This window comes from Parabacteroides leei (assembly GCF_023369805.1).
GTDB classification, from domain to species: domain Bacteria; phylum Bacteroidota; class Bacteroidia; order Bacteroidales; family Tannerellaceae; genus Parabacteroides; species Parabacteroides leei.
On sequence record NZ_JAMBQG010000006.1, the window covers coordinates 270,310 to 290,388 of the forward strand.

General features: G+C 35.6%; 16 protein-coding genes. 3 read left to right on the plus strand and 13 right to left on the minus strand.

All coding sequences use genetic code 11. From position 1 onward, the window contains the following. Positions 1 to 5: 5 nt before the first annotated feature. Positions 6 to 899 (minus strand): glycosyltransferase family 2 protein, encoded by an 894-nt coding sequence (locus tag M1P97_RS11405; protein WP_249389138.1) that lies wholly within the window; start codon positions 897 to 899, stop codon positions 6 to 8. Beyond that, positions 892 to 2,067 (minus strand): glycosyltransferase, encoded by a 1,176-nt coding sequence (locus M1P97_RS11410; protein WP_249389139.1) that lies wholly within the window; start codon positions 2,065 to 2,067, stop codon positions 892 to 894. The genes M1P97_RS11405 and M1P97_RS11410 overlap by 8 nt, the downstream gene beginning before the upstream one ends. 248 nt (positions 2,068 to 2,315) lie before the next feature. Here M1P97_RS11410 and M1P97_RS11415 point away from each other — a divergent pair, with 248 nt between their 5' ends. From M1P97_RS11415 to M1P97_RS11425, 3 genes are read left to right on the plus strand one after another with little or no spacing between them, the layout of a single operon-like run. Continuing rightward, positions 2,316 to 3,479 carry a glycosyltransferase gene (locus M1P97_RS11415; protein ID WP_195371536.1) on the plus strand — a complete coding sequence of 388 codons (1,164 nt, stop codon included), beginning with the start codon at positions 2,316 to 2,318 and terminating at the stop codon, positions 3,477 to 3,479. 6 nt (positions 3,480 to 3,485) lie between these two features. Continuing rightward, complete coding sequence (locus tag M1P97_RS11420; RefSeq protein WP_249389140.1) at positions 3,486 to 5,288, plus strand: asparagine synthetase B family protein; 1,803 nt, start codon at positions 3,486 to 3,488, stop codon at positions 5,286 to 5,288. Positions 5,289 to 5,299: 11 nt separating this feature from the next. After that, positions 5,300 to 6,724 (plus strand): lipopolysaccharide biosynthesis protein, encoded by a 1,425-nt coding sequence (locus tag M1P97_RS11425; RefSeq protein WP_249389141.1) that lies wholly within the window; start codon positions 5,300 to 5,302, stop codon positions 6,722 to 6,724. 129 nt (positions 6,725 to 6,853) lie between these two features. Here the strand turns inward: M1P97_RS11425 and M1P97_RS11430 are convergent, their stop codons facing one another. From M1P97_RS11430 to M1P97_RS11480, 11 genes are all read right to left on the minus strand, one after another. Further along, a complete protein-coding gene (locus tag M1P97_RS11430; RefSeq protein WP_249389142.1) occupies positions 6,854 to 8,176 on the minus strand; it encodes a right-handed parallel beta-helix repeat-containing protein in 1,323 nt (440 codons plus the stop codon). A 302-nt stretch (positions 8,177 to 8,478) separates the two neighbouring features. Continuing rightward, complete coding sequence (locus M1P97_RS11435; RefSeq protein WP_249389143.1) at positions 8,479 to 9,489, minus strand: acyltransferase family protein; 1,011 nt, start codon at positions 9,487 to 9,489, stop codon at positions 8,479 to 8,481. Next, positions 9,482 to 10,360, minus strand: coding sequence for a glycosyltransferase family 2 protein (locus M1P97_RS11440; RefSeq protein WP_249389144.1), 879 nt, complete (start codon positions 10,358 to 10,360; stop codon positions 9,482 to 9,484). The genes M1P97_RS11435 and M1P97_RS11440 overlap by 8 nt, the downstream gene beginning before the upstream one ends. A gap of 2 nt (positions 10,361 to 10,362) precedes the next feature. Then, a complete protein-coding gene (locus tag M1P97_RS11445) occupies positions 10,363 to 10,971 on the minus strand; it encodes an acyltransferase (protein ID WP_249389145.1) in 609 nt (202 codons plus the stop codon). 10 nt (positions 10,972 to 10,981) lie between these two features. Continuing rightward, positions 10,982 to 12,163, minus strand: coding sequence for a glycosyltransferase (locus M1P97_RS11450; protein WP_249389146.1), 1,182 nt, complete (start codon positions 12,161 to 12,163; stop codon positions 10,982 to 10,984). A 12-nt stretch (positions 12,164 to 12,175) separates the two neighbouring features. Continuing rightward, positions 12,176 to 13,288, minus strand: a complete 1,113-nt coding sequence (locus tag M1P97_RS11455; RefSeq protein ID WP_249389147.1) for a glycosyltransferase family 4 protein — start codon at positions 13,286 to 13,288, stop codon at positions 12,176 to 12,178. 5 nt (positions 13,289 to 13,293) lie between these two features. Further along, positions 13,294 to 14,505: a glycosyltransferase family 2 protein gene (locus M1P97_RS11460; RefSeq protein WP_195371519.1), complete on the minus strand. Its 1,212-nt coding sequence runs from the start codon at positions 14,503 to 14,505 to the stop codon at positions 13,294 to 13,296. A gap of 6 nt (positions 14,506 to 14,511) precedes the next feature. Continuing rightward, positions 14,512 to 15,975, minus strand: a complete 1,464-nt coding sequence (locus M1P97_RS11465; protein ID WP_195371517.1) for an O-antigen ligase family protein — start codon at positions 15,973 to 15,975, stop codon at positions 14,512 to 14,514. A 20-nt stretch (positions 15,976 to 15,995) separates the two neighbouring features. Beyond that, positions 15,996 to 18,155: a GumC family protein gene (locus tag M1P97_RS11470; protein WP_249389148.1), complete on the minus strand. Its 2,160-nt coding sequence runs from the start codon at positions 18,153 to 18,155 to the stop codon at positions 15,996 to 15,998. 1 nt (position 18,156) lies between these two features. Then, positions 18,157 to 18,897: a TolC family protein gene (locus tag M1P97_RS11475; RefSeq protein WP_195371513.1), complete on the minus strand. Its 741-nt coding sequence runs from the start codon at positions 18,895 to 18,897 to the stop codon at positions 18,157 to 18,159. 12 nt (positions 18,898 to 18,909) lie between these two features. Then, positions 18,910 to 20,079 carry a sugar transferase gene (locus M1P97_RS11480; protein ID WP_293651122.1) on the minus strand — a complete coding sequence of 390 codons (1,170 nt, stop codon included), beginning with the start codon at positions 20,077 to 20,079 and terminating at the stop codon, positions 18,910 to 18,912.

Genomic DNA, 20,079 nt, shown 5'->3' on the forward strand with positions numbered 1-20,079 from the left:
TATATTTACTTGTTGATAATAAAGGTTACACCATCTTTTCCGCCTTTTAGTAGAGGAGGAATAAGATTGAACTTTCTCTTATATAAATAAGTTAGAAAACGCTTGGGTATAGCAATCAAAGTTTGATAGAAGTAGGAACATATCCTTTCGAAAGGATCGGATAATGTTCTTTGAGCGAAAATCAGGCGATTGCGTGTGTGATAATATACTTGCAGTGGACTTTGTAATCCGACACTGGCACTTTCTTTATGCCCAACGACTGCTTCGGGTTCATACCAAATACGGAATCCTGCTTTCTGCATATAGGCACACCAATCTAGTTCTTCGTAATATAAAAAATAGAACTCTGCCATAAGTCCAAATTTTTGAATATCGGTAGTTCGTATCATCATGGCGGCTCCGTTGGCAAAGGCAGTTTCCAGAGAGACATCAAATCTTCCATCATCCTCCTGCATATATCCGGTAAACTCATTACGTAGAGTTATATAGCTCATTTTGGTGGCACCGGCATATTGCAATTTATTGCTTTGTGGCCAAAAGGTTGTTTTTGGGGAGACACAACCGATTTTTTTATCATTATCCAACCGCTTTACAAGTATTTCCAGGATAGGACTGGTAATGATTGTATCGTTATTCAGAAAGAATAAATAATCCCCTGTTGCATATTGGATACCAATATTATTACCACCTGCAAATCCAATGTTTTTATCGTTTCTTATAACTTTTACATCAGGATATTTATCTTTTAATAAACTATACTCATTCAGATTTGCAGAACCATTATCTACAACGATCAACTCATAAGGATAGTTCTCATGTTGCTTTAATGATTCAATCATTTCACATGTATCAGTAGCACCATTGTAATTAACAGTTATTATGGAGACCTTCTTATCCATGATTATTCTCTTTAGTTATGTGGTGAGGAGTATTATTGAATCTCATGTCTTTCTTTTTCACGCGGCAGATCGATGCAATATAACTGCGTAATAGTGCGATCATCATTGACGGTAATTGGATGATGCTGGTAAAAAAATCATATGTATACATTTTTCGTGGTATTGCCAATAGATAAGTTGCTATTTTTATGATTAGCAGAATATACCATTTTATTGCAACAGGAAATGCAACTACAGACCAGAAAAGTATCATTAGAAATATAAATAAGAATCTGACAGTTCTTGGGAAAGGGATCCATTGTATGATCTTATCAAGATATGAGGGATTGATCTTCTGTAAATTAAAATCTTTGGTTATTAAAAAAAATGCAAGTATTTGGGCATGAAACCATCTTGACCTTTGTCTGATCAAAATATCTTGTCTGGCAGTTTTTTCATCGTATACATATATATCATCACTATAATCAACAAATACGTTATCTTTTGCTAAAATGGCTTCCAGCTCTTTATCTTCTGCAAAAGTTTTACATTCGTGCATGTGTTGTTTCAGCCAGTTGAAGTCGAAAACCATTCCTGAACCTATCAAAGCTGATGATAATCCAAGATTAACACGTCCTTTTCTGAATATAGTATTATTTATTTCTTCAGAGATTCCATCCCAAATAGCAACGGAAGTGTTTTTGTTCTTCTGCGTTCTGTGTGCCTGGAGCACTTTTACGGTTTGTGTTGCTTCATTGATCCGGGTTAGAAAATCTGTATCGGTAATATTATCGGCATCCATAATAACCACTCGATCAAAATCATTAAGATGATCCAAAGCATAAGATATAGATTTATGCTTCATACTATCTTTAAAATCAACCACAAAGAGTGTTATAGACATTTGAGAGAGTGCCGAATTAGTAATATCTTTCATATGGTCGGATACTACAACTACTTGGTATTTATCTTGAGGGTAATCTTGTTTAAGGAATTTTTCAATAGATTCTTTTATTACTTTATCTTCTTTGTAAGCGGCAAAAATCACAGCTATGTTCTGCATTTTTATACGATCAACCTTTTTCTTTTTCCTTTTAAATAAAGATGCAAAAGTGAAAAGAAGATTATATCCTGTAAATATAGCAGTGATAATAAACAGAAGCGTATCTATTTTAAAGATAATATTCATTTTGTTTTTTTACATAAAACATGTCTGCTTTATACACTTATTTTAGATTCCCAATAAATTGTTTCTTGTCTCCCTGTAAATATTTCAATTCAGATAATATTTTATAGTTTGCAAATATAATAAAGTTTTATAACAATTCATCAAATAAAGAATTTTTTAAAAGACTATGAAAAATAACGTGTTTTTGGTTTTTGTGTTCTGGATTTTATTATTTTTGCAGCTCTTGCGTTTTTGTAAATTTATAAAATATGGTGGTGTTGCATTGGTTGGAAATAATTTTATTTGTAGTAGCTGTTCTGAACGTTGTTTATTTACTAATGTTCAGTATTGTTTCTCATCTGCATTTGGAACGGAATAGCTCTTTATCTTCTGTTACAAAGCGGATTGCAATTTTGATTCCTGCCTACAAAGAGGATCGGGTTATTATGGAATGTGTTGCGTCTTGTATGAATCAGAACTATCCAACCGATAAATACGATATTGTGGTTATCTCAGACCGGATGAAAGAGGGTACCGATCAGATATTGTCGTCTCTTCCGGTTAAGTTGGTAAATGTCCATTTTGAAAATAGCACTAAAGCCAAAGCTCTAAACTTTGCAATGGACCAAATCGGTGATCTTTACGATATTGCAGTAGTATTGGATGCCGATAACGTGATCTATGCTGACTTCCTGCAAAATATCAATAACTTTTTTTCGACTCCTGGGGTTAGGATCGTTCAGGCACATCGTAAAGCAAAGAATCTGAATACAAACTTATCTGTTTTGGATGCAGTCAGTGAAGAAATTAATAATAGTATTTTTAGATTGGGACATGCTACCATGGGATTATCTGCAGCTTTGATCGGTTCGGGCATGGCATTCAATTATACTTTATTTAAGGAGATTATGCTTTCAATAAATGCCGTGGGAGGATTTGACAGGGCATTGGAATTGTCTTTAATAAAAGAGGGTGAAAAGATCTATTACTTACAGGATGTTGATGTATTGGATGAGAAAGTTCAAAGTCATGCAAATTTTTCTGATCAACGACGTCGTTGGTTATCGGCGCAGTTACACTATTTGGTGGAATTTATAGCAGACGTTCCGAATGCTATAAAAAAGGGTAACTGGGATTTTTGTGATAAAGTCTTTCAACAAATGAGTATTCCCCGAATAATATTGTTGGGGGTTATTTTTATAATATCCTTAGTCTTCTCTTTTATCAAATGGACCATAGCATTAAAATGGTGGATATTATTCTTGATTCTGGTGTTAGCTCTATTTTTAGCTATTCCTAGAACCTTATTAAATAAAAGGTTATTTGTAGCCTTATTTGAATTACCTTATTCCTTTTTACTGATGTTTTGTAATTTGTTTCGTTTAAAAGGTGCTAATAAAAAATTCATTCATACATCTCACGGAGTAAAATAATAATCTATGTTTATCGGTAAATTTGAAAATAAAGGAGTCTTTCCACAAAAATATTTGTCAAAGACTTATGGTCATATTATATATGACGAATCCTGCTCTGTTTATAAGAATAAAAAAGTTGAGATATACTTTTGGGGTGTTCTGTATAATAAGAAAGTCTTAGGCTATACATCTGATCAGTCAGATGCCGAAGTGATTTCCGAATTATATGAAATATACGGTTTGAAAGGATTAGCAAAGGCAGATGGATCATATACATTGATGATACAAGAAGGCAGAGACATTCTTATAGCCCGTGACCATCATGGGACGAGTAAACCGGTCTATTACACTGATCGTTATTTTGCCTCTTCATTATCTCTGTTGCAGGAAACAGATGGATTTATCACTGAACCGGACTTTCAGGCACTAAGCCGTTTCCTTAATATAGGCTATATTGCAACGCCTTTTTCAGCAGTGAAAGGTGTACATAAACTTGGTGGAGGAGAAATACTGATATATAAAGAAGGTAAACAGAAGGTAGAGAATTTGTATTGTACCGACGATATTATGCCGGTTTTGAGTGATGGAGATCTAAATGAACTGGCAGAAGAATATGGTCGTTTGCATATAAAAGCGATTAAAAAACGTATTGACAATAAACAAGATGTTGGTATCTTATTGAGTGGAGGATATGACTCCGGATGTAATCTGGCAGCATTGCGTAATATATATGCCGGTAATATTCGTTCTTTTTCCATAGGATTCAAGGGAGATAACTGGACAGAATTACCTTTGGCACGTTGTATGTCTGATACTTTTGGTACTATACACACCGAATATGAGATTGATGGTAGTGAACTTTCCGGGTTACCCGATATTGTTGCACATCTGGGTGATCCTTTTGTTGAAGGTGGATTAATGGTAAACTATGCAGCAATGAAGTTAATCGGTGATAATAAACCGGAGATTATTCTGGGAGGAGATGGCAGTGATCAATATTTTGGAACTTCCGGTCGTGAAGTCGCTCTTCATTATCTTATTTCCAAGTATAAGATGGCTCCGCTTATGCAGCTTGTTTATTGTTTATTATGCCAGTCGGGCTTCGATAAGAATAATTATTTTTACCGTGTTCGGTTTCATTTGGATAAAGTACTGAATATTCTTCAGGGAGACTTGTTTGGGTTCCCGGACTTTCGTTTGAAAGAGATGTTACAGGAAAAGTCTTTTTTGAGTACCCCTGATACAATCGAGCCGGATATCCGTAGTTTTGAACATCTCTATGTTCAGCATGCATATAAAACGGATTTGGAAAAGATTATAAATCAGGTGATATTATTTAAAGCTACCAGAATGGCGGAAATGTTTGATAATAGAATTACATTTCCATACATGGATCTTGATTTGTATCAATTTTTACAAAAGTTGCCTGTAAAATATAAATGTAAGGGGGGGAATGTAACTGATATAGCTAAAGGGCATGCTACTGCAAAATATTTATTGAAATATCATTATAAACCCATGCTGCCTGAAGTAATAACATCCAAAAAGAAACAAGGCGGTTTTGCTCCGATGCCATTGTTTTTTAAGAATGATCTTCAACGATCCAAGGTAGCCGATTATATCATGAACTCTTCTATGTTTGATACGTTTCTTGATCGAAATGTAGTTGAAGTATTTATAAGACAATATGATAAGGAAGTACACGAAGATGGTAACTGGTTCTGGTACAAACAGAATAAAGCGATCCAGTATTTCAATTTACTAACTTTAGCTATCTGGTGGGAACGATTTGTTAAGGGGGAGGATAATAAGAATGTTTTGAAATAAATAAGGGTAAAATGTCAGTTAAAAAACAAGTTACTAAGAGTGTGTTCTGGAGTGCTATTGAGCGGTTTTCTGTGCAGGGAATTCAATTCCTGTTGAGTATCGTTATTGCCCGTCAACTTCTACCTTCAGATTATGGGCTGGTTGCCATGCTAAGCATTTTTATGGCTATCGCTCAAACTTTTATAGATGGTGGATTTGCCAACGCTTTGATACAAAAGAAAGATCGCTCGGAAACAGATTATAGTACAGTCTTTTATTTTAATATTCTTATTGCGCTTGTTCTTTATATATTGTTGTATTTGGCTTCTCCTTTCATTGCTGTTTTTTATGAAGAAATGCAGCTAGAAGAGATAACCAAGGTAGCGGGTCTAGTCCTTATTGTAAATTCTTTTGGAATAGTGCAACAAGCGAAGTTGACGGTAGCTCTCGATTTTAAACGGCAAGCTTTTGCTTCGCTGATCGCAGTGTCTGTTAGTGGTGTAGTGGGGGTCTGGATGGCTTACTCCGGTTATGGAGTCTGGACATTGGTATATCAATCACTATTAAATAATGTGATGAGAGTTATTTTGATTTGGGTCTATTCCCGATGGACGCCACGTCTTTCTTTCAGTGCCCAATCTTTTTATGTCTTGTTTTTATTCGGATCTAAATTGTTGTTGTCTTCATTGCTACATACCATCTACACTAATCTATATACGTTGATTATAGGGAAAAAATTTGCTTCAGTAGAATTAGGTTATTATAATCGAGCTTTTACATTAGCTCAGTTTCCATCTACAAATTTGACCAATGTAATAGTGCGGGCTGTTTATCCCATCCAATGCCGGATTCAGGATGACGATGAGCAATTACGCGATATGTTTCTTAAATATATGCGTATGGCTTGTTTTCTTATTTTTCCCATAATGATTGGCTTTTGTGCAGTTGCTGAACCTTTGGTTCGTATTATTTTAACTGATAAATGGTTGCCTGTAGTTCCTTTGCTTCAAATACTTTGTATTGCTTATATGTGGGATCCGGTAATGAAGATCAATCATAATATTTTGAATGTGAAAGGGCGTTCTGATTATTTTTTATATGCAGAGATCTTAAAGAAAGGGATTGCTTTTGTAATACTTTTTGCAACACTACCTTTTGGAGTAATGGTTATGTGCGCAGGATTAATAGTCTATGCTTTTGCAGATATTATAATCATTACCTATTTTACATATAAACTGACTAATATAAGTTTGAATACTCAACTAAAAGAATTATTACCTGTGCTATTTCTTTCTTTTTCAATGGGTGGGCTAGTGTATGGTTCTATCTTTTTATTTGAGAATGCTTGGATTCAACTGTCTGTAGGTATTATCGTAGGTATTTCTTACTATCTGCTTATTTCAACTCTTTTCCATTTTGAAGAAATGAAGATACTCCGTTCTTTTGGTCGCAACTGAACCTCTTTGTCTATCGTACGGAATAAGTAAACATGACAAATCCTAGGTAGTACTTTTATTCGTTTTAAACGAGCTTGATTTCCGTTTAAAACGAATAAAAGTACTACACACGAATCAATAACGGTTAAATTAATGCTTGTATCCGGCATTTCCCATGGAAGAACCAGGGAGTGGTTGATAATAGTTCTGTGGATCTATTTTTGCATTTATTAGTGTGTCAAATAGTTTATTACCGGAGTCTTCTACTTTTCCGTTATTCATTATTCGTATATAGTTTATTGATGACGGATCTTTCTGATAACATTCAACAAATGCATTATTGTTCAACTTAACGAAGGTTTCATAGTATTTCCCGTTTACCTGAATAGCAAAAAGTTGACATCCTACAATCGTATTATTAGTAATATTAACGGTTGCGGCATCAATTAAACCATATATTCCCATTCCATTGGATTGAGAATTTACGAAAAGGTTGTTGTGGATGATGTGGGATGAATTATTCTCTCCGGATCCGTGAAATTCAATGATTTCTCCTGTCCCGTCATGTACATAATTATCGTGGACATTTGTATCGGTTGTGCGTCCACCGACAATTAGACCTACATTTTGCCCCCATGTACCTTTGGTTCCAAAATTGGCTATTTCGTTTTCGTAAATTTCTAATTGATCTATTGCGGATGCCTGTATTCCATCATATCCTGTATTAGAGATATGATTCTGATATATTTTTACATTTTTCCATTTAATAGGCATTACATACGTATGGCTTGGATTATCAGGTTTAGGTCCGGCATTGTATCCTTTTCCTGTTTCGTCCCATCCCCACCATACAGCCGTATGCCCTATGTACATCGCTTCTGTAGAAACATCGGTTATGATGACATTATGAATAGATAAGTTTTCGAGTACGGTATTGGGATACCATGTTTTCGGATCATCTATCTTGGGATCGGTTTTTGCAAGAATACCGGTTCCTCCATTTTTGATTGTTATATTTTTAACCTCCACATTATCTGTGAAAGGTCTAAGATTGATTCCAAAGTATGAAGAGCGTGCCTTCGATGTAGAACCATCAATCAAAAAATCAGCTGCGTCATTTTCACTGCCTAGTATGATATGTTGGCATTCTAATAGTTGGATTGCACTGGAGTAGGCACCTCCTGCCCAATCAGGATTCCCGATCACAAGCTTTTTCCCCGGATAGTTTGTGATGCGAATCGGATGTTCGGCACTCCCTTTTAATCCTGTGAAGTGAACACTTAAGAAGTTTCCATCCAAGTAAATCGTACTACCCGGAAGAATCTTTTGGGTTTGATCGGGATACATGTTTATCCGACCACTTGAATCGGGTGTTATTATGTGCTGTACACTCACATCAGAATCTATCATTGTTGCCTTTGAACATGAAGATATAATGAATGTAATAATAAAAACAGTAATTAATTTTATCATATATATAAATTATGCTTGAGATACCCATTCTCTCCTCTTTTACATCCGGATGTGAACGATGCAGAGACCCGGATGTGAGGGGAAACGAGACCCGGATCTCAAAAAACAGATATAGTTATTTTGTTGAAAATAAGCTATATATTGTGACATTTTTAACAGCTTGTTTTGTGATAGTATGATAGTAGAAAATAGTACTGTCATACGAACTGTCACTTCTTGTATAGATTGAATTATAATCTGTACAAGCTTATTAGTGTTAGTATGATAGTTGTTTTCCAAAATACCTGTTGTTATTTGTTTCATTATTTTTTTCCTAGAAAAAGCATTCTTGTCGGTTGCCATTTGTTAATTACCTTTTCGATCAGAATAGGTATAAATAAAGCAATGACAGTAGCTATTATGAATATCAATAAAGATGAACTTATCCCTATTTTAGTTGCTAAGATCCTTCCGCCCGATGTACCGAAACCATGAAACAAATAAATAGTATAAGCAAAACCTCCTAGCCAGGTGAAAAATTGACAACTCCGATTAATATGGAGTAAAAGCATAAGGGTAGACGCTATCCATAGGGGTAATAACGCTTTGTACCAGAAAGTAATATCATCCCCGTTTACTACGTAGTACCATTTATATTGTAGTAAAGCGAGTCCTATACATGCGAGTATAAGGTAAGTGCAAATAGCTTTCTTTTCGTATAATTGTCCGGAAAACCGTTGTATGCCGACTCCAATAATAAAATAAGGCAACTGTCCGAAAGCACCTTTATAACTGAAAATATTCGGAATCTCTGATGGAATTGTTTTGATTACCAGACTTATTCCCCATGTGGCCACAAATAGAAATAACCAAGCCTTAGCCGATTGGCACAATTTGTACTTATCTATAATATACATGCTTATAAAAATAAGGAAGAGGGACGGCAGATACCAATAAATAGTATAAGGGAAAATATAGATTTTCCAAATATCCGATAAGTGCCCTTTCATATTTGTACCCGGAGTCAAATATTGGATGATGAAATACAATGTTCCGACCGTAGCCATAGGAATGAGTAATCTGATGGCTTTTTTTAAAGAAAAAGTGTTGAATTTGTAATTTATAGCCGGATTAAGAGCATATACCCAACCGGCAATTCCGGTAAACAAAGGCATTTGTATATAGTCGATCCATATATATAAATATCTCCAGAATGAGGGATAGTCAATTTTCATTCCTCCAGCCGGAGTTGAACCGATGACATGTCCTATAACGACCAGCAGGATTGCTATGCCGCGCAGACTTTCTATATGAGCGACTTTTGGCTTATTCATTTATTTTATGAGTGAATCCATGAAAACTTCCTTTTATAAACGAACTCAGCATGTTTTTATCTCCATGAATCGAGTACAGTATTATATTTTTAGGAATAACAATCGATAGTTGATACAATAAGGCTGCTGTTTTTAAATAAAAAATCGAATTTCGTCGTGTAAACAGAAGCCGACTACGGGTGAGGTAATATAGGCGTAAAGGAGTTCCCCGCTTGGCTGTCATGCTTTCTTTGTGTAGTACACATGCTCCCGGTTCATACCATATTTCATATCCGGCGCGCTTTATCTGGATACTCCAATCGATCTCTTCGTAAAAGAGAAAGTATATTTCAGTCATCATCCCTACTTTTTCTATAACCTTCCTTGAGGTAAGCATACAAGCTCCATGTGCATAAGCTGTAGGAGAGGGTTCATCATATTGTCCTTCGTCTTTTTGGTTAACCCCGATCAGGTTATTACTAATCCGGATAGGGTGCATAGGGGTATATCCTGCATATTGAATTATGTCCGGATGATGTTCGTATTTGATTTTGGGTGAGACTAAACCGGTCTTTTTTCGGGATTGGAATCTTTTTACCAGTGTTTTCAGAAAAGGGGCAGTGATTGTCATATCATTGTTCATATAGAGGATATACTCTCCTTTGGCATATCGGTATCCTAAATTGTTGCCACCTGAAAATCCCAGATTTCTGTCACTACAAATAATAGCTAACTCAGGAAACCTTTCTTTCAACCGCTGACCATCTCCATTCGGTGAATTATTATCTACAACAATAATTTCATATGGATAGTCTTCGTATAAACGCAGACTATCCACAAGTTCAGAAGTCTCTTTGAAACCATTGTAGTTTATTGTTATAATTGACACCATATCTATTTCTTTTGAACTTTAACCCATTCTTTTTTATCAAAGTCGTATTGCTTTAATATGCGGGCAGGATTTCCTCCGACAACAGAGTATGGCGGAACAGATTTTGTCACCACACTGCCGGATGCGATGATACAATGCGTTCCAATCGTGATACCTTGGTTTATACATGAGTTCCCACCAATCCACACATCATCTTCTACAACAGTTCTGTCAGGGGTAACACCTTGCTTGGCAATAGGACGGTTAACATCCATATAGTTATGTGTCAGTCCTGTGATTTGTGCTCCGCTACCTATTGTCACATAATTGCCTAAAGTGACAGGACCTACTAGTTTAACGCGCGAAGTAACATGTGTATAATCTCCAATGATAATGTCTCCCATACCATTGTTGATGATTGTGTAGTCTTCTATTACACTTTTGATTCCTACTGTTATTTTTTTAGAGGGAATAATGTCTAATCTGGCTTTTCTTCTGATAATAGCCCCTCTTCCTTTTTTTATTACAAACGGAATGAGGAAAACTCTGGCCCACCATCGTGGACGTGAAGTGTATGGATGTACTAGGCAATAGTGCAGAAACTTCTTTAATTGTGGATGATCGTTTAACATTTCTCTTGTATTATAAGTTTATATGTGAATATAATTTTCGAACCGAATTTTCCCAGGTATGTGTATGAGCAAATTCAATTCTGCGTAAAGACTGTTCAGCAGAATGTGCCTGTAATGCTTTCTCTATTGCAGCTACGTATTCGTCAGCATTCGTACAATTCCAAACGTAATCTTCAAATATGCTCATTGTTTTTGTACGTGTTGCAATAACCGGCTTTCCTAATGCCAGATATTCGTCAATTTTACGAGGGTAATTACCGATAGTAATTTGATTGATTTTTTGAGGGTTCATACACACATCGAAACTCGCTACGTATGCAGGGATGCAACTCTGAGTCTTCTCGCCGGTAAAGAAAACATTGCACAGGGTATGTAGTTTATGTGTTTTGAAGTATTCATCTTCTCCTCCTACCATCGCAAATGATAAGTTGGGACATCTTCGTGCAACTTCGTAAATCAGATCGGCATCAAGTCGGCGATTGGTAATCCATCCGACATATCCTATTATAGGATGCTTTATATCACTTATATCTTGTGGTAACGGATAATTCGTTTTATAATCATATTGACTAAGATCTAATCCTTGTCCTATATCGAATGTGTTGGGATTATATGGTAAAACAGCTTCGGCCAGTTGAATCGAGTTAGCTACTACTAAATTACTTTTTCGGCACAATAGCGGTTCTAATCTCGGTGCATGCTTTTGCCAATAAGCGGATATTAGGTTATCTCGCCTATAATAAATCGAGTAGGCTGGTTCGAGTATCTCCCGGGCATAAAAACTGCGATAAATATCATTGTCCATAAACAAGATGTATTCATTGAAATGTAACTGTTTCAATGTTTTCTTGACAAATGAATACATACGCTTGTTATTCATCTTGTTAATCCAGTCGAATACGGGTCCGTCCGGTAAAAAGCTGACAGGCCAGACTGTAAAAGGGAAATCCAATATCCATAGATTGGAATTGACTTGTCTTAATTCAGGTGATTTTCCCGAAATAACATTCTTTCGCTGAATAAATTCCGGCGATTTACTCTGGTTTTTGTATGTCTTTTTATCTAGTGGCGTATTGATATAAAGCACTTTATTGTGTTTTGATACTTCCAACGCAATATCTTTGGCATTCGAACCGATAGGAATGTCCCAAGGTTGTAAACCTGTAAATATGAAATTCTTTCCTTCTATCATATTTTTAGAGATTTAAATATGTTGGTAGATTGATAGTAAATTCCGAGCTGTGCTCTCCCAGGAAAATAGTTTAGCCCGTTCAAGTCCATAATCGACTTGTTGCCGGTAAGTTATCGGATCATTTTCCAATAAAAGCAATTTACCGGTTATATCTTCTTCGTTGGTAGGGTCGGAGAGCAATGCCCCTGTTCCGCCTATTTCCGGCATGGAAGACGTATTGGATGTGACAACAGGAGTACCGCAAGCCATTGCTTCCAATAGCGGGATACCGAAGCTTTCCCTTAATGATGTATATAAAAAAGCAAATGCTCCGCTATACAAATAAGGCAGATCTGTATTTGGTATGTAACCTGGACTAAAAATGAAAGGCCGTATATCTTCAATACCGAGTCCTTTTAAAAGGGAGTTCAGAACATCATCTTTAATATCAGCAATTAATAGAGGAAGAGGATCTTTCGAATGTTTTCGATATGAAGCATAGGCTTTTAATGTGCGAGGGACATTCTTTTTGGGATCTGTATTTCCCAGAAAAAATATGAATTTGTCAGATTGTATATATTTCTGTGTAATTGTTTTTGTTTCTCTCCGAGGAAAAAAGTAACGACTATAACCATTATAAACAGTTATAATTTGATCTTCAGGAAGTCTTAATGTTGCTTTGATTCGGTTTCGTTCAAAATGAGAAACCGTGATGATTTTTTTACATTTGTTGAGTATGCGGGGTACCACCATTCGCCGATAATACCACCCCATATTTTGATACCATGATTTATTTCCGCTTTGACGAGGTTCCAGAAATATAATATCATGAAGAGTTAGTATTAAAGGGCAAGAACAGTGAATAGGAGCTGTATTGCTGGTACAATGTAATAAATCAGGCTTTACTTTAGCTACAGCATTGGGTAAGGCCAATTGTTCCCACAATGGATAAGTGGGGCAATTCACTTCAATAATATGTACATTATCCGATTCCTGTAAACATCGATCTTCACCTGGACTGACAAAAATAAAATATTCATTTTCTTTGTCTATCTTTTGAAGTTCACGGATAGCTTCAAATACTACAAAATCCATACCATGCTTGTTGGTTCGGAAGATACGCTGGGCTTCAATCGCTATTTTCATAATGCTTATTTTGAAGAATGTTTGGTATGAATAAACTCTTTAGTTGCTCCTTTCATCCTAAAATGGTTGAAAAGCATCAAAATGAATAAAAGAGGAATACTAAGTATCGCTTTTTTAAATTTGTTATCTACCAGATAATTAGGTACAGCGATACTGAATGTTATGCAAAGTAGTAGTAGTAATCCCCACCACTTAACCGACAGAGCCCAATTTATCCACGTCATGCCAATAGCTATAAGTGTGATAAGTCCGAATAACATTATGCGGGGGGGCATCATCCATTGGAATAGTTTATCTACATAATCCCAGTTACCTTTTAGTATGGCTATCAATATATGACCAAGGCCGGAGAACAGATTGTAAAATTGAGTGGCCAGCCAGCGACGGCGTTGATTATAGAAATCTGCTTTTTGTTTTACTTTTTCATCATATGTAAAAACAGTTTCCAAATACTCTATAAAAATGTAATTCTTTAGCAGTGACTTTTCAAGGTTTTTATCTATTCCGATAGAACTAGCCGTTTGCATATATTCTTTAAATAATTGGTAGTCAAAAGCCATTCCTGAACCGATTAATGCAGATGAAAAGCCTAGTTCCGTATGGCCTTTTCTGAAAATAGAGTTATTTATTTCTTCACTAACAGCATCCAGAACAGCAATACTTGTATTTCTGTTTTTTGCTACACGATGGGTTTGTACCACCATACAGCCAGAATAAAAGGCATCGTTTATCTTATCAAGAAAATCAAGATCCACCAGATTATCCGCATCTAAAACAACGGCAATATCATAAGTACGTTTTTCTTCTTCTATGTATCTAATGGCTCTTCTGAGTGCATTGGTTTTGGTACTTTGAGGACTATCTGCTTTTACAACCAGAGCTGAAAGATTTCGAAGTGCCTGGTCTGTCTCTTCTGTCATTCGGTCGGATATGACGATAACATCATATAGTTCGCGGGGATATTCCTGATCGAAAAAAGAGTTTACGGAATTTAGTATCACTTCATCTTCCATATAGCATGGGAAAAGTACAGCAAAGCGATATCTCTTGCGTGCCGGTGGATATGTATTTTTGCGTTTTTTAAGAGAGAATATTGCAAAAATCAGCAAATAAAGTACTGCTATCAAGAAAAGCAAGAATAGAATAGCATCTATTATTCTATAAATAGAGTCTTCATTCTGAACCCAGGTCATTATTAATTGATTAATTTGATCCATAGTATATCATTTGTTTTGTATCACGACTTGTTTTATTGTTTGTTCTGGCTGTGCAACGACCAGTTCTTTATCGAAATATTCACCTTTTAATACGAGCGACAATCCCATAAAAGCAATAATATGAGTTGGATATTGCCCCCAGAATGCATTGCCATAGGCACTTAGGAGTAGTCCGGTAATACCACATAGCAAACCGGTTAGAATACCTTTGAGCTCTTGGTTTCGTATTTTAAACATTAGTATATAAGCACCTCGGGCAATGGCTATATATAACATTCCCAGATAAAGTATTATACCGACAACACCGGTCTCTACCCATATCTTTACATACCACGAATCGTGAGGTATAAGGGTTGTGAGTCGTATGGATGTTTTTTGATTTTCCACGCCAGATAAGCCCAGGCCTTCTCCAAAGGGTTTGTCTTTTAAATGATCAGCTAATACTTTTTGATTTTCTTTTCGAACATTGAAAGATGCATCTTCGGAAGGTCTAAAAGCTGTACGCATTCTGCGTATTTGTGCATTCCCTTGTCCGATCATTGTGAATGCGAAAAATATATAGATAAGCATTAAGGTGATACTTCCTATAACCATGCTTTTGACGTTTTTACTGATTATTGTATATAATGCAAGGCCACCTAAAGGTACGATCATTGCTCCTCGCGTACCTGATAACAGCATGGCATATAGACTGCAGATAGCGACAATACTATAATATATTTTGGTTGTAGACCGTTGGGAAGAAATAGCTACAATACCAAAAATTACTCCTGCTGCTCCCATATTGGAGCCAAAATTACCGGCATCAGTAAAAAAAGAGAAATATCGGGTTCCCGTGCCGATCAGGTGCGTCAATGCTCCTCCATTTCTTAACCATTTACTCTCTGCATAGTCAAATCCAATATATTTTTGCTGAAAACATTTGAGAACGGCCATAAGTGAAAAGATGGACAGTAAAAATAATAATGTCTTTACCGATTTATATCGGGCACAGTAAACAGATGTCAATACAGTTATGATAAATCCATTTATAACGAGGCCTCTTGATAATACCCAGGCATTTACCATACCCGATGGATTAGCTATTTCAGCCAAGCAGTAAAGCATCCAAATAGCAGTTCCTGCGGTGAGTATATTGTTGGCTGGCTTCCAATCCACATTTTTAGATAGAGCAGTATGGGTAATAATTAGAATTAAGGCTATCGCCATAAGTATATCCATGAGAAAACTTACTCCGTTTAATTCTACATAGCGTCCAACACCTAAAATAAAATAGTTTAATGTAAATATGGTATAAAGTATTAATATTGGATATTTAAGAATTTGTATGGACATAACAAATAATAGGGGCAGTGAAATAATTGCGATTGACAGTATTAAATTTCCTGTGAGTATAGATAATGCAATTCCTGCCAGTCCTAAAATAAGGATTAGCTGAAATAAATTTATTTTACTCAACAGGTTTGTCATTATTATTTTAATATTAAATTCTATTTGATTGCTGTGTTCTGTGCCGTAAGTCCCATATATATAAGCCTGTTAGCTAATGTTCGCATAGAAGTATAAGGTGGTAGTTGCCCTGTAAATTCTTCTACTGTTTCGCGAGTGGCATTGTTCAGGTAAATATAAAATGGAGCTGTCGTTGCCATCTCTTTCAGATGATTCAGAAATGTTTGATCGCTCTGTTTCCAACTTCTGCATGCATTTGCAATTAATAGATTTACGTCAGCTTGACGCAATAGAGAAGCTGGTAAACTATTATTTTGTACAGCAGGAAGTTCCAGAAGTAATATATCCGGCCTTTCTTCTTCCTTGGAAAGTAAAGCGTCATATCCGGAAGTCAACAGAAAGGAGCAATCATTAGGAAGATCTTCTCCGATTTTTAAATGACGAACTTTCAACCCCTGATCTTGCCAATTATCTATCAGGTAATCGGCAACAAAACTTTTCCCTTCCCGACTTTCTATACTTAGTAAATTGATATATGTTGTTTTTTCTGGATGTAAATATTGATTCATCCGATTACATGCATAAGCAGCAGAAATTCGGTTACAAGCTTTTATGTAACCACGGTATTTTAATTGTGTATTTCCGGTGAAAGCTCCTAAAACAGAAGTCCCGGTAAGTCGTTGGGTGCGCTCGGCGTCTCTCAGTGTTCGATCCAAAAGTTCTACGACTAAGTTACATCCGATGATAAAAATAATACTCCCAAGACAAGCAACCAGTGTAAATAAACTTCTCTTGCTTTTATCACTGGATAAAGGATATGTAGGAGGAGTCACTGCATTTAATGTGGCTGATGTCAGCTGAATGTTTTTTTGCTTCAACTTGGTCATATTTAAAGCGTGTAGTGTTTCTAAATAAGATTCTTCGGTAATATGAATTTCTCGTTCTTTACGATTAATCTGAGTACCAACAGGGGAAAATCTTTTATACTGTTCTACAAAGTCTTTTCTTCGGTTATCTAATATCTTTAGTTCTGCTTTTGCTTTTGTGTTACGGATCACCTCGGCCAACCAATGATTAACCATATTTTCGATAGCAACTCCTTCTTTAGAATATTTGTGTTCATTAATTTCATCAGATAACTGCTCTATCTTTTTCTCTGTGTTTTTTAAATCAGACTTATATTTTTCAAGCTGTTTGTTTTTTGTCGTTGCTGATTCAGCATTAAAGGTCTCTATTTCGGTTATCTTTTCATTGAAATAGGATATACTATCTAATGCTGCAATAAATTCTGTATTTGTTTGAAATAGTTTGGAGCGAATATTCATCTGTTGTTCTAACTGTTGTATCAAACGATTCGAACTTTCGTATTCTCTTAATGTGGCTTCATACCTATCTTCATAATTAGTATAGGCTAGAGCGATAGCTTTGGTTTGTTCTCCATAATTAATAACTCCGTTATCTGTGTTGAAGGTGGTAAGCGAATTCTCCATATTATCTAATTGAAGACGTAAAGTAGCTAATTGATCTTCATAATATTTTATGACATCATTTGCTGCTTTGTAACGTATTTCATCATAAGCTTTTATAAGTTCATCATTAATTAGCTTAACAGTGTTCATGGCAATGCCAGGATCATTTGACTTAAAAGAAATTTCAATCAGATCACTGTTATTGAGTCGTGCTACAACAACATTTTTACATGCTGCATAACTATAATTAGGATGATACCAGTTAAATAGACCATATAAAAAATTACCAGGAACAGCTTGTTTGTAAGCTTCGAGGTTTTTTATTGTTTTTTCTAAAGAGCTTTTGTCTATTAATTTTTTCACGTCTTCCGGAACGGTCTTTTGCAGTTCCTTGAAGTTCTTGGCTGTAATGTATAGATTATCAGTTGTAGCATCACCATGGATCATATTTAAAGCAAATAGCCGTAAGGAAACTTTTTCTAGTGTTCCTTTAGCTTTTGTGAGGTTAATCAAGTTATCAAATGTATTATTTTGTGCATTTCTGTCCGGTTTATCTTCACTGTCTAAACCTGTATTGGATGCTATTCCTGTAAAAATAGATGTATTTACTGTATATGTTTTAGGTAGGAATTGCGTAAAATAACCTACTAATAACGTAACAGCTAAACTACCGAATATAACTTGATGTCTGATTCGGTATAAAAAACGTGATATGTAAAGGGTTATATCCATATCATCTGTTTATTATTTTTACGTTTGTAAGCATTTCGAGTAACGTAATCGAATTATGTAAAGATGCTCGACCTTCCTGATAGGAAACTACAGCGTCCGATCTTCTGCTTCGCTCTAGTGAAAGTGAAATAATATCGATTTTACCATTAATAAAATCTTGTTCTGATATTTTCATTTGTGCATTGTATAAAGCGGCTGCATCCGATTTGGCCTTTAAGGTTGCCAGTTGTTCTACTACTTGATTGTACGCTTCCAATATTTTAAGTTTTCGTTCTTCGACGGAGGTTTCATAGAGATATTCTATTTGACGGAGCCGTGCTTTTTGAGCTTGTGTTTTATGTCTTTGTCCAAATAAATCGCCAATGGGTATGGATAGAACCATACCTATATTATATTGATTTTGTGCTTTACTATTAAATGTATATAGTAAATCTTCGGTCCCTCCATTATCTTTAGAAAGAGCTGCAATTTTTCCATATTGGTACATGCCACTTACACGAAAATAGTTTAACCATTTAGTCTGAGTCTCTTTTAGTGTTTCTCGTTCTTCATCACGTTTGGCCTCATATATTTGGATTGACGGATGTTCATATACGGACTCTAAAAAGACAGAAAGAGGAGGTAATTCAACTTTTTCGGACTTATTGAGAATATTATCTATAGTTTCAGTATTCACATCTTTTTGTCCGAAACTATACAAAATGTTAATAAGAAGAAATGATACGATTAAAAATGACTTCATAACTTATAAAGTTTATACATTCTCCTTTTGAATGAAAGCTGTAAACGTTTTGAAAATAATCTTCATATCCATCCGAAAAGAAAATTCTTTCGCATACTTGATATCCAGTTGTTTCCGTTCCTCGGCAGACATCTTTCCTGCATCACCGCGTTTCTCAACTTGCCAAAGTCCTGTTAGGCCGGCGGGTGCCATGAAGCGTTTTACATATTCATCGCTGGTAAGTAGTTCTGCTTCATAAAGGGGGAGAGGACGATTCCCCACAACAGACATATCACCTTTTAATATATTGAACAGTTGCGGAAGTTCATCTATACTATATTTTCTAATGATATGACCGATATGGGTTATACGTGGGTCATTTTCTATTTTGAAAAAAGCGTTGGAACGCTCATCTCGCTTCGTTTTCAAGTAATTGTTTTCGGATGTACTTAAGTTATCGGAAAATAGAAGGACATCCCGGTCATTATCAGTCGGAGGTGTCTCCTGGGATATCCCAGGAGTTGAAGAAGACATCAAAGATTCTTCTTCAGTCGTTTCTTTAGTATATTGATTCAGTTTTTTATATTCAGCAAGTCGCTTATCTGCGTCCGAATACATTGAACGGAATTTATAAAAATCAAAAATTTTATAGTTGCTACCGACACGTTTCGATTTGTACACAATTTTACCATTACTCTCTAATCTGATGAGAAAAGCTGTCGTTATTAATATGGGAGATAGCATAAGGATAGCTGTGGAAGAAGCCATAATATCAAATGCTCGTTTCCATATAGGTAGTTTGAACTCTGCTAAAGAAGATATCTGTTCTATCTGTTTATTTTTGGTTTTTTTCTTGAAATCAATAATAACGGATAGTAATTTTTGTAAGTCCTCCTTTGACGATTCCTTAGAGATCATACAATCAACACCTGCTTTCAGATAAGGTATCTTATCTTCTTTTTTTAGGTTGTCACTAATTAGAATAATATATAAGTCAGGATATAACTTATGAAGCTGAGTAATTGTAGGTATATCTGTCATCATTTCCTGTCTTTCAAGAAATACGCAGAAATCAATTTCTCCTATAGAGGATAAACTTGATTTTATTTGCAGGAAAGTGATACATTCGGAAATTTTGCACTGCAGAGTTTCCCGCAAATGAGCAGCTAAAGGAATATTATTCCCCCAAAAAATGTACTCCAT

What these genes read in the sequence shown, in the direction of transcription:
- M1P97_RS11405 (WP_249389138.1), bottom strand. Translation starts at nt 899, where the DNA reads ATGGATAAGAAGGTCTCCATAATAACTGTTAATTACAATGGTGCTACT.
- M1P97_RS11410 (WP_249389139.1), bottom strand. Translation starts at nt 2,067, where the DNA reads ATGAATATTATCTTTAAAATAGATACGCTTCTGTTTATTATCACTGCT.
- M1P97_RS11415 (WP_195371536.1), top strand. Translation starts at nt 2,316, where the DNA reads ATGGTGGTGTTGCATTGGTTGGAAATAATTTTATTTGTAGTAGCTGTT.
- M1P97_RS11420 (WP_249389140.1), top strand. Translation starts at nt 3,486, where the DNA reads ATGTTTATCGGTAAATTTGAAAATAAAGGAGTCTTTCCACAAAAATAT.
- M1P97_RS11425 (WP_249389141.1), top strand. Translation starts at nt 5,300, where the DNA reads ATGTCAGTTAAAAAACAAGTTACTAAGAGTGTGTTCTGGAGTGCTATT.
- M1P97_RS11430 (WP_249389142.1), bottom strand. Translation starts at nt 8,176, where the DNA reads ATGATAAAATTAATTACTGTTTTTATTATTACATTCATTATATCTTCA.
- M1P97_RS11435 (WP_249389143.1), bottom strand. Translation starts at nt 9,489, where the DNA reads ATGAATAAGCCAAAAGTCGCTCATATAGAAAGTCTGCGCGGCATAGCA.
- M1P97_RS11440 (WP_249389144.1), bottom strand. Translation starts at nt 10,360, where the DNA reads ATGGTGTCAATTATAACAATAAACTACAATGGTTTCAAAGAGACTTCT.
- M1P97_RS11445 (WP_249389145.1), bottom strand. Translation starts at nt 10,971, where the DNA reads ATGTTAAACGATCATCCACAATTAAAGAAGTTTCTGCACTATTGCCTA.
- M1P97_RS11450 (WP_249389146.1), bottom strand. Translation starts at nt 12,163, where the DNA reads ATGATAGAAGGAAAGAATTTCATATTTACAGGTTTACAACCTTGGGAC.
- M1P97_RS11455 (WP_249389147.1), bottom strand. Translation starts at nt 13,288, where the DNA reads ATGAAAATAGCGATTGAAGCCCAGCGTATCTTCCGAACCAACAAGCAT.
- M1P97_RS11460 (WP_195371519.1), bottom strand. Translation starts at nt 14,505, where the DNA reads ATGGATCAAATTAATCAATTAATAATGACCTGGGTTCAGAATGAAGAC.
- M1P97_RS11465 (WP_195371517.1), bottom strand. Translation starts at nt 15,975, where the DNA reads ATGACAAACCTGTTGAGTAAAATAAATTTATTTCAGCTAATCCTTATT.
- M1P97_RS11470 (WP_249389148.1), bottom strand. Translation starts at nt 18,155, where the DNA reads ATGGATATAACCCTTTACATATCACGTTTTTTATACCGAATCAGACAT.
- M1P97_RS11475 (WP_195371513.1), bottom strand. Translation starts at nt 18,897, where the DNA reads ATGAAGTCATTTTTAATCGTATCATTTCTTCTTATTAACATTTTGTAT.
- M1P97_RS11480 (WP_293651122.1), bottom strand. Translation starts at nt 20,079, where the DNA reads ATGGAGTACATTTTTTGGGGGAATAATATTCCTTTAGCTGCTCATTTG.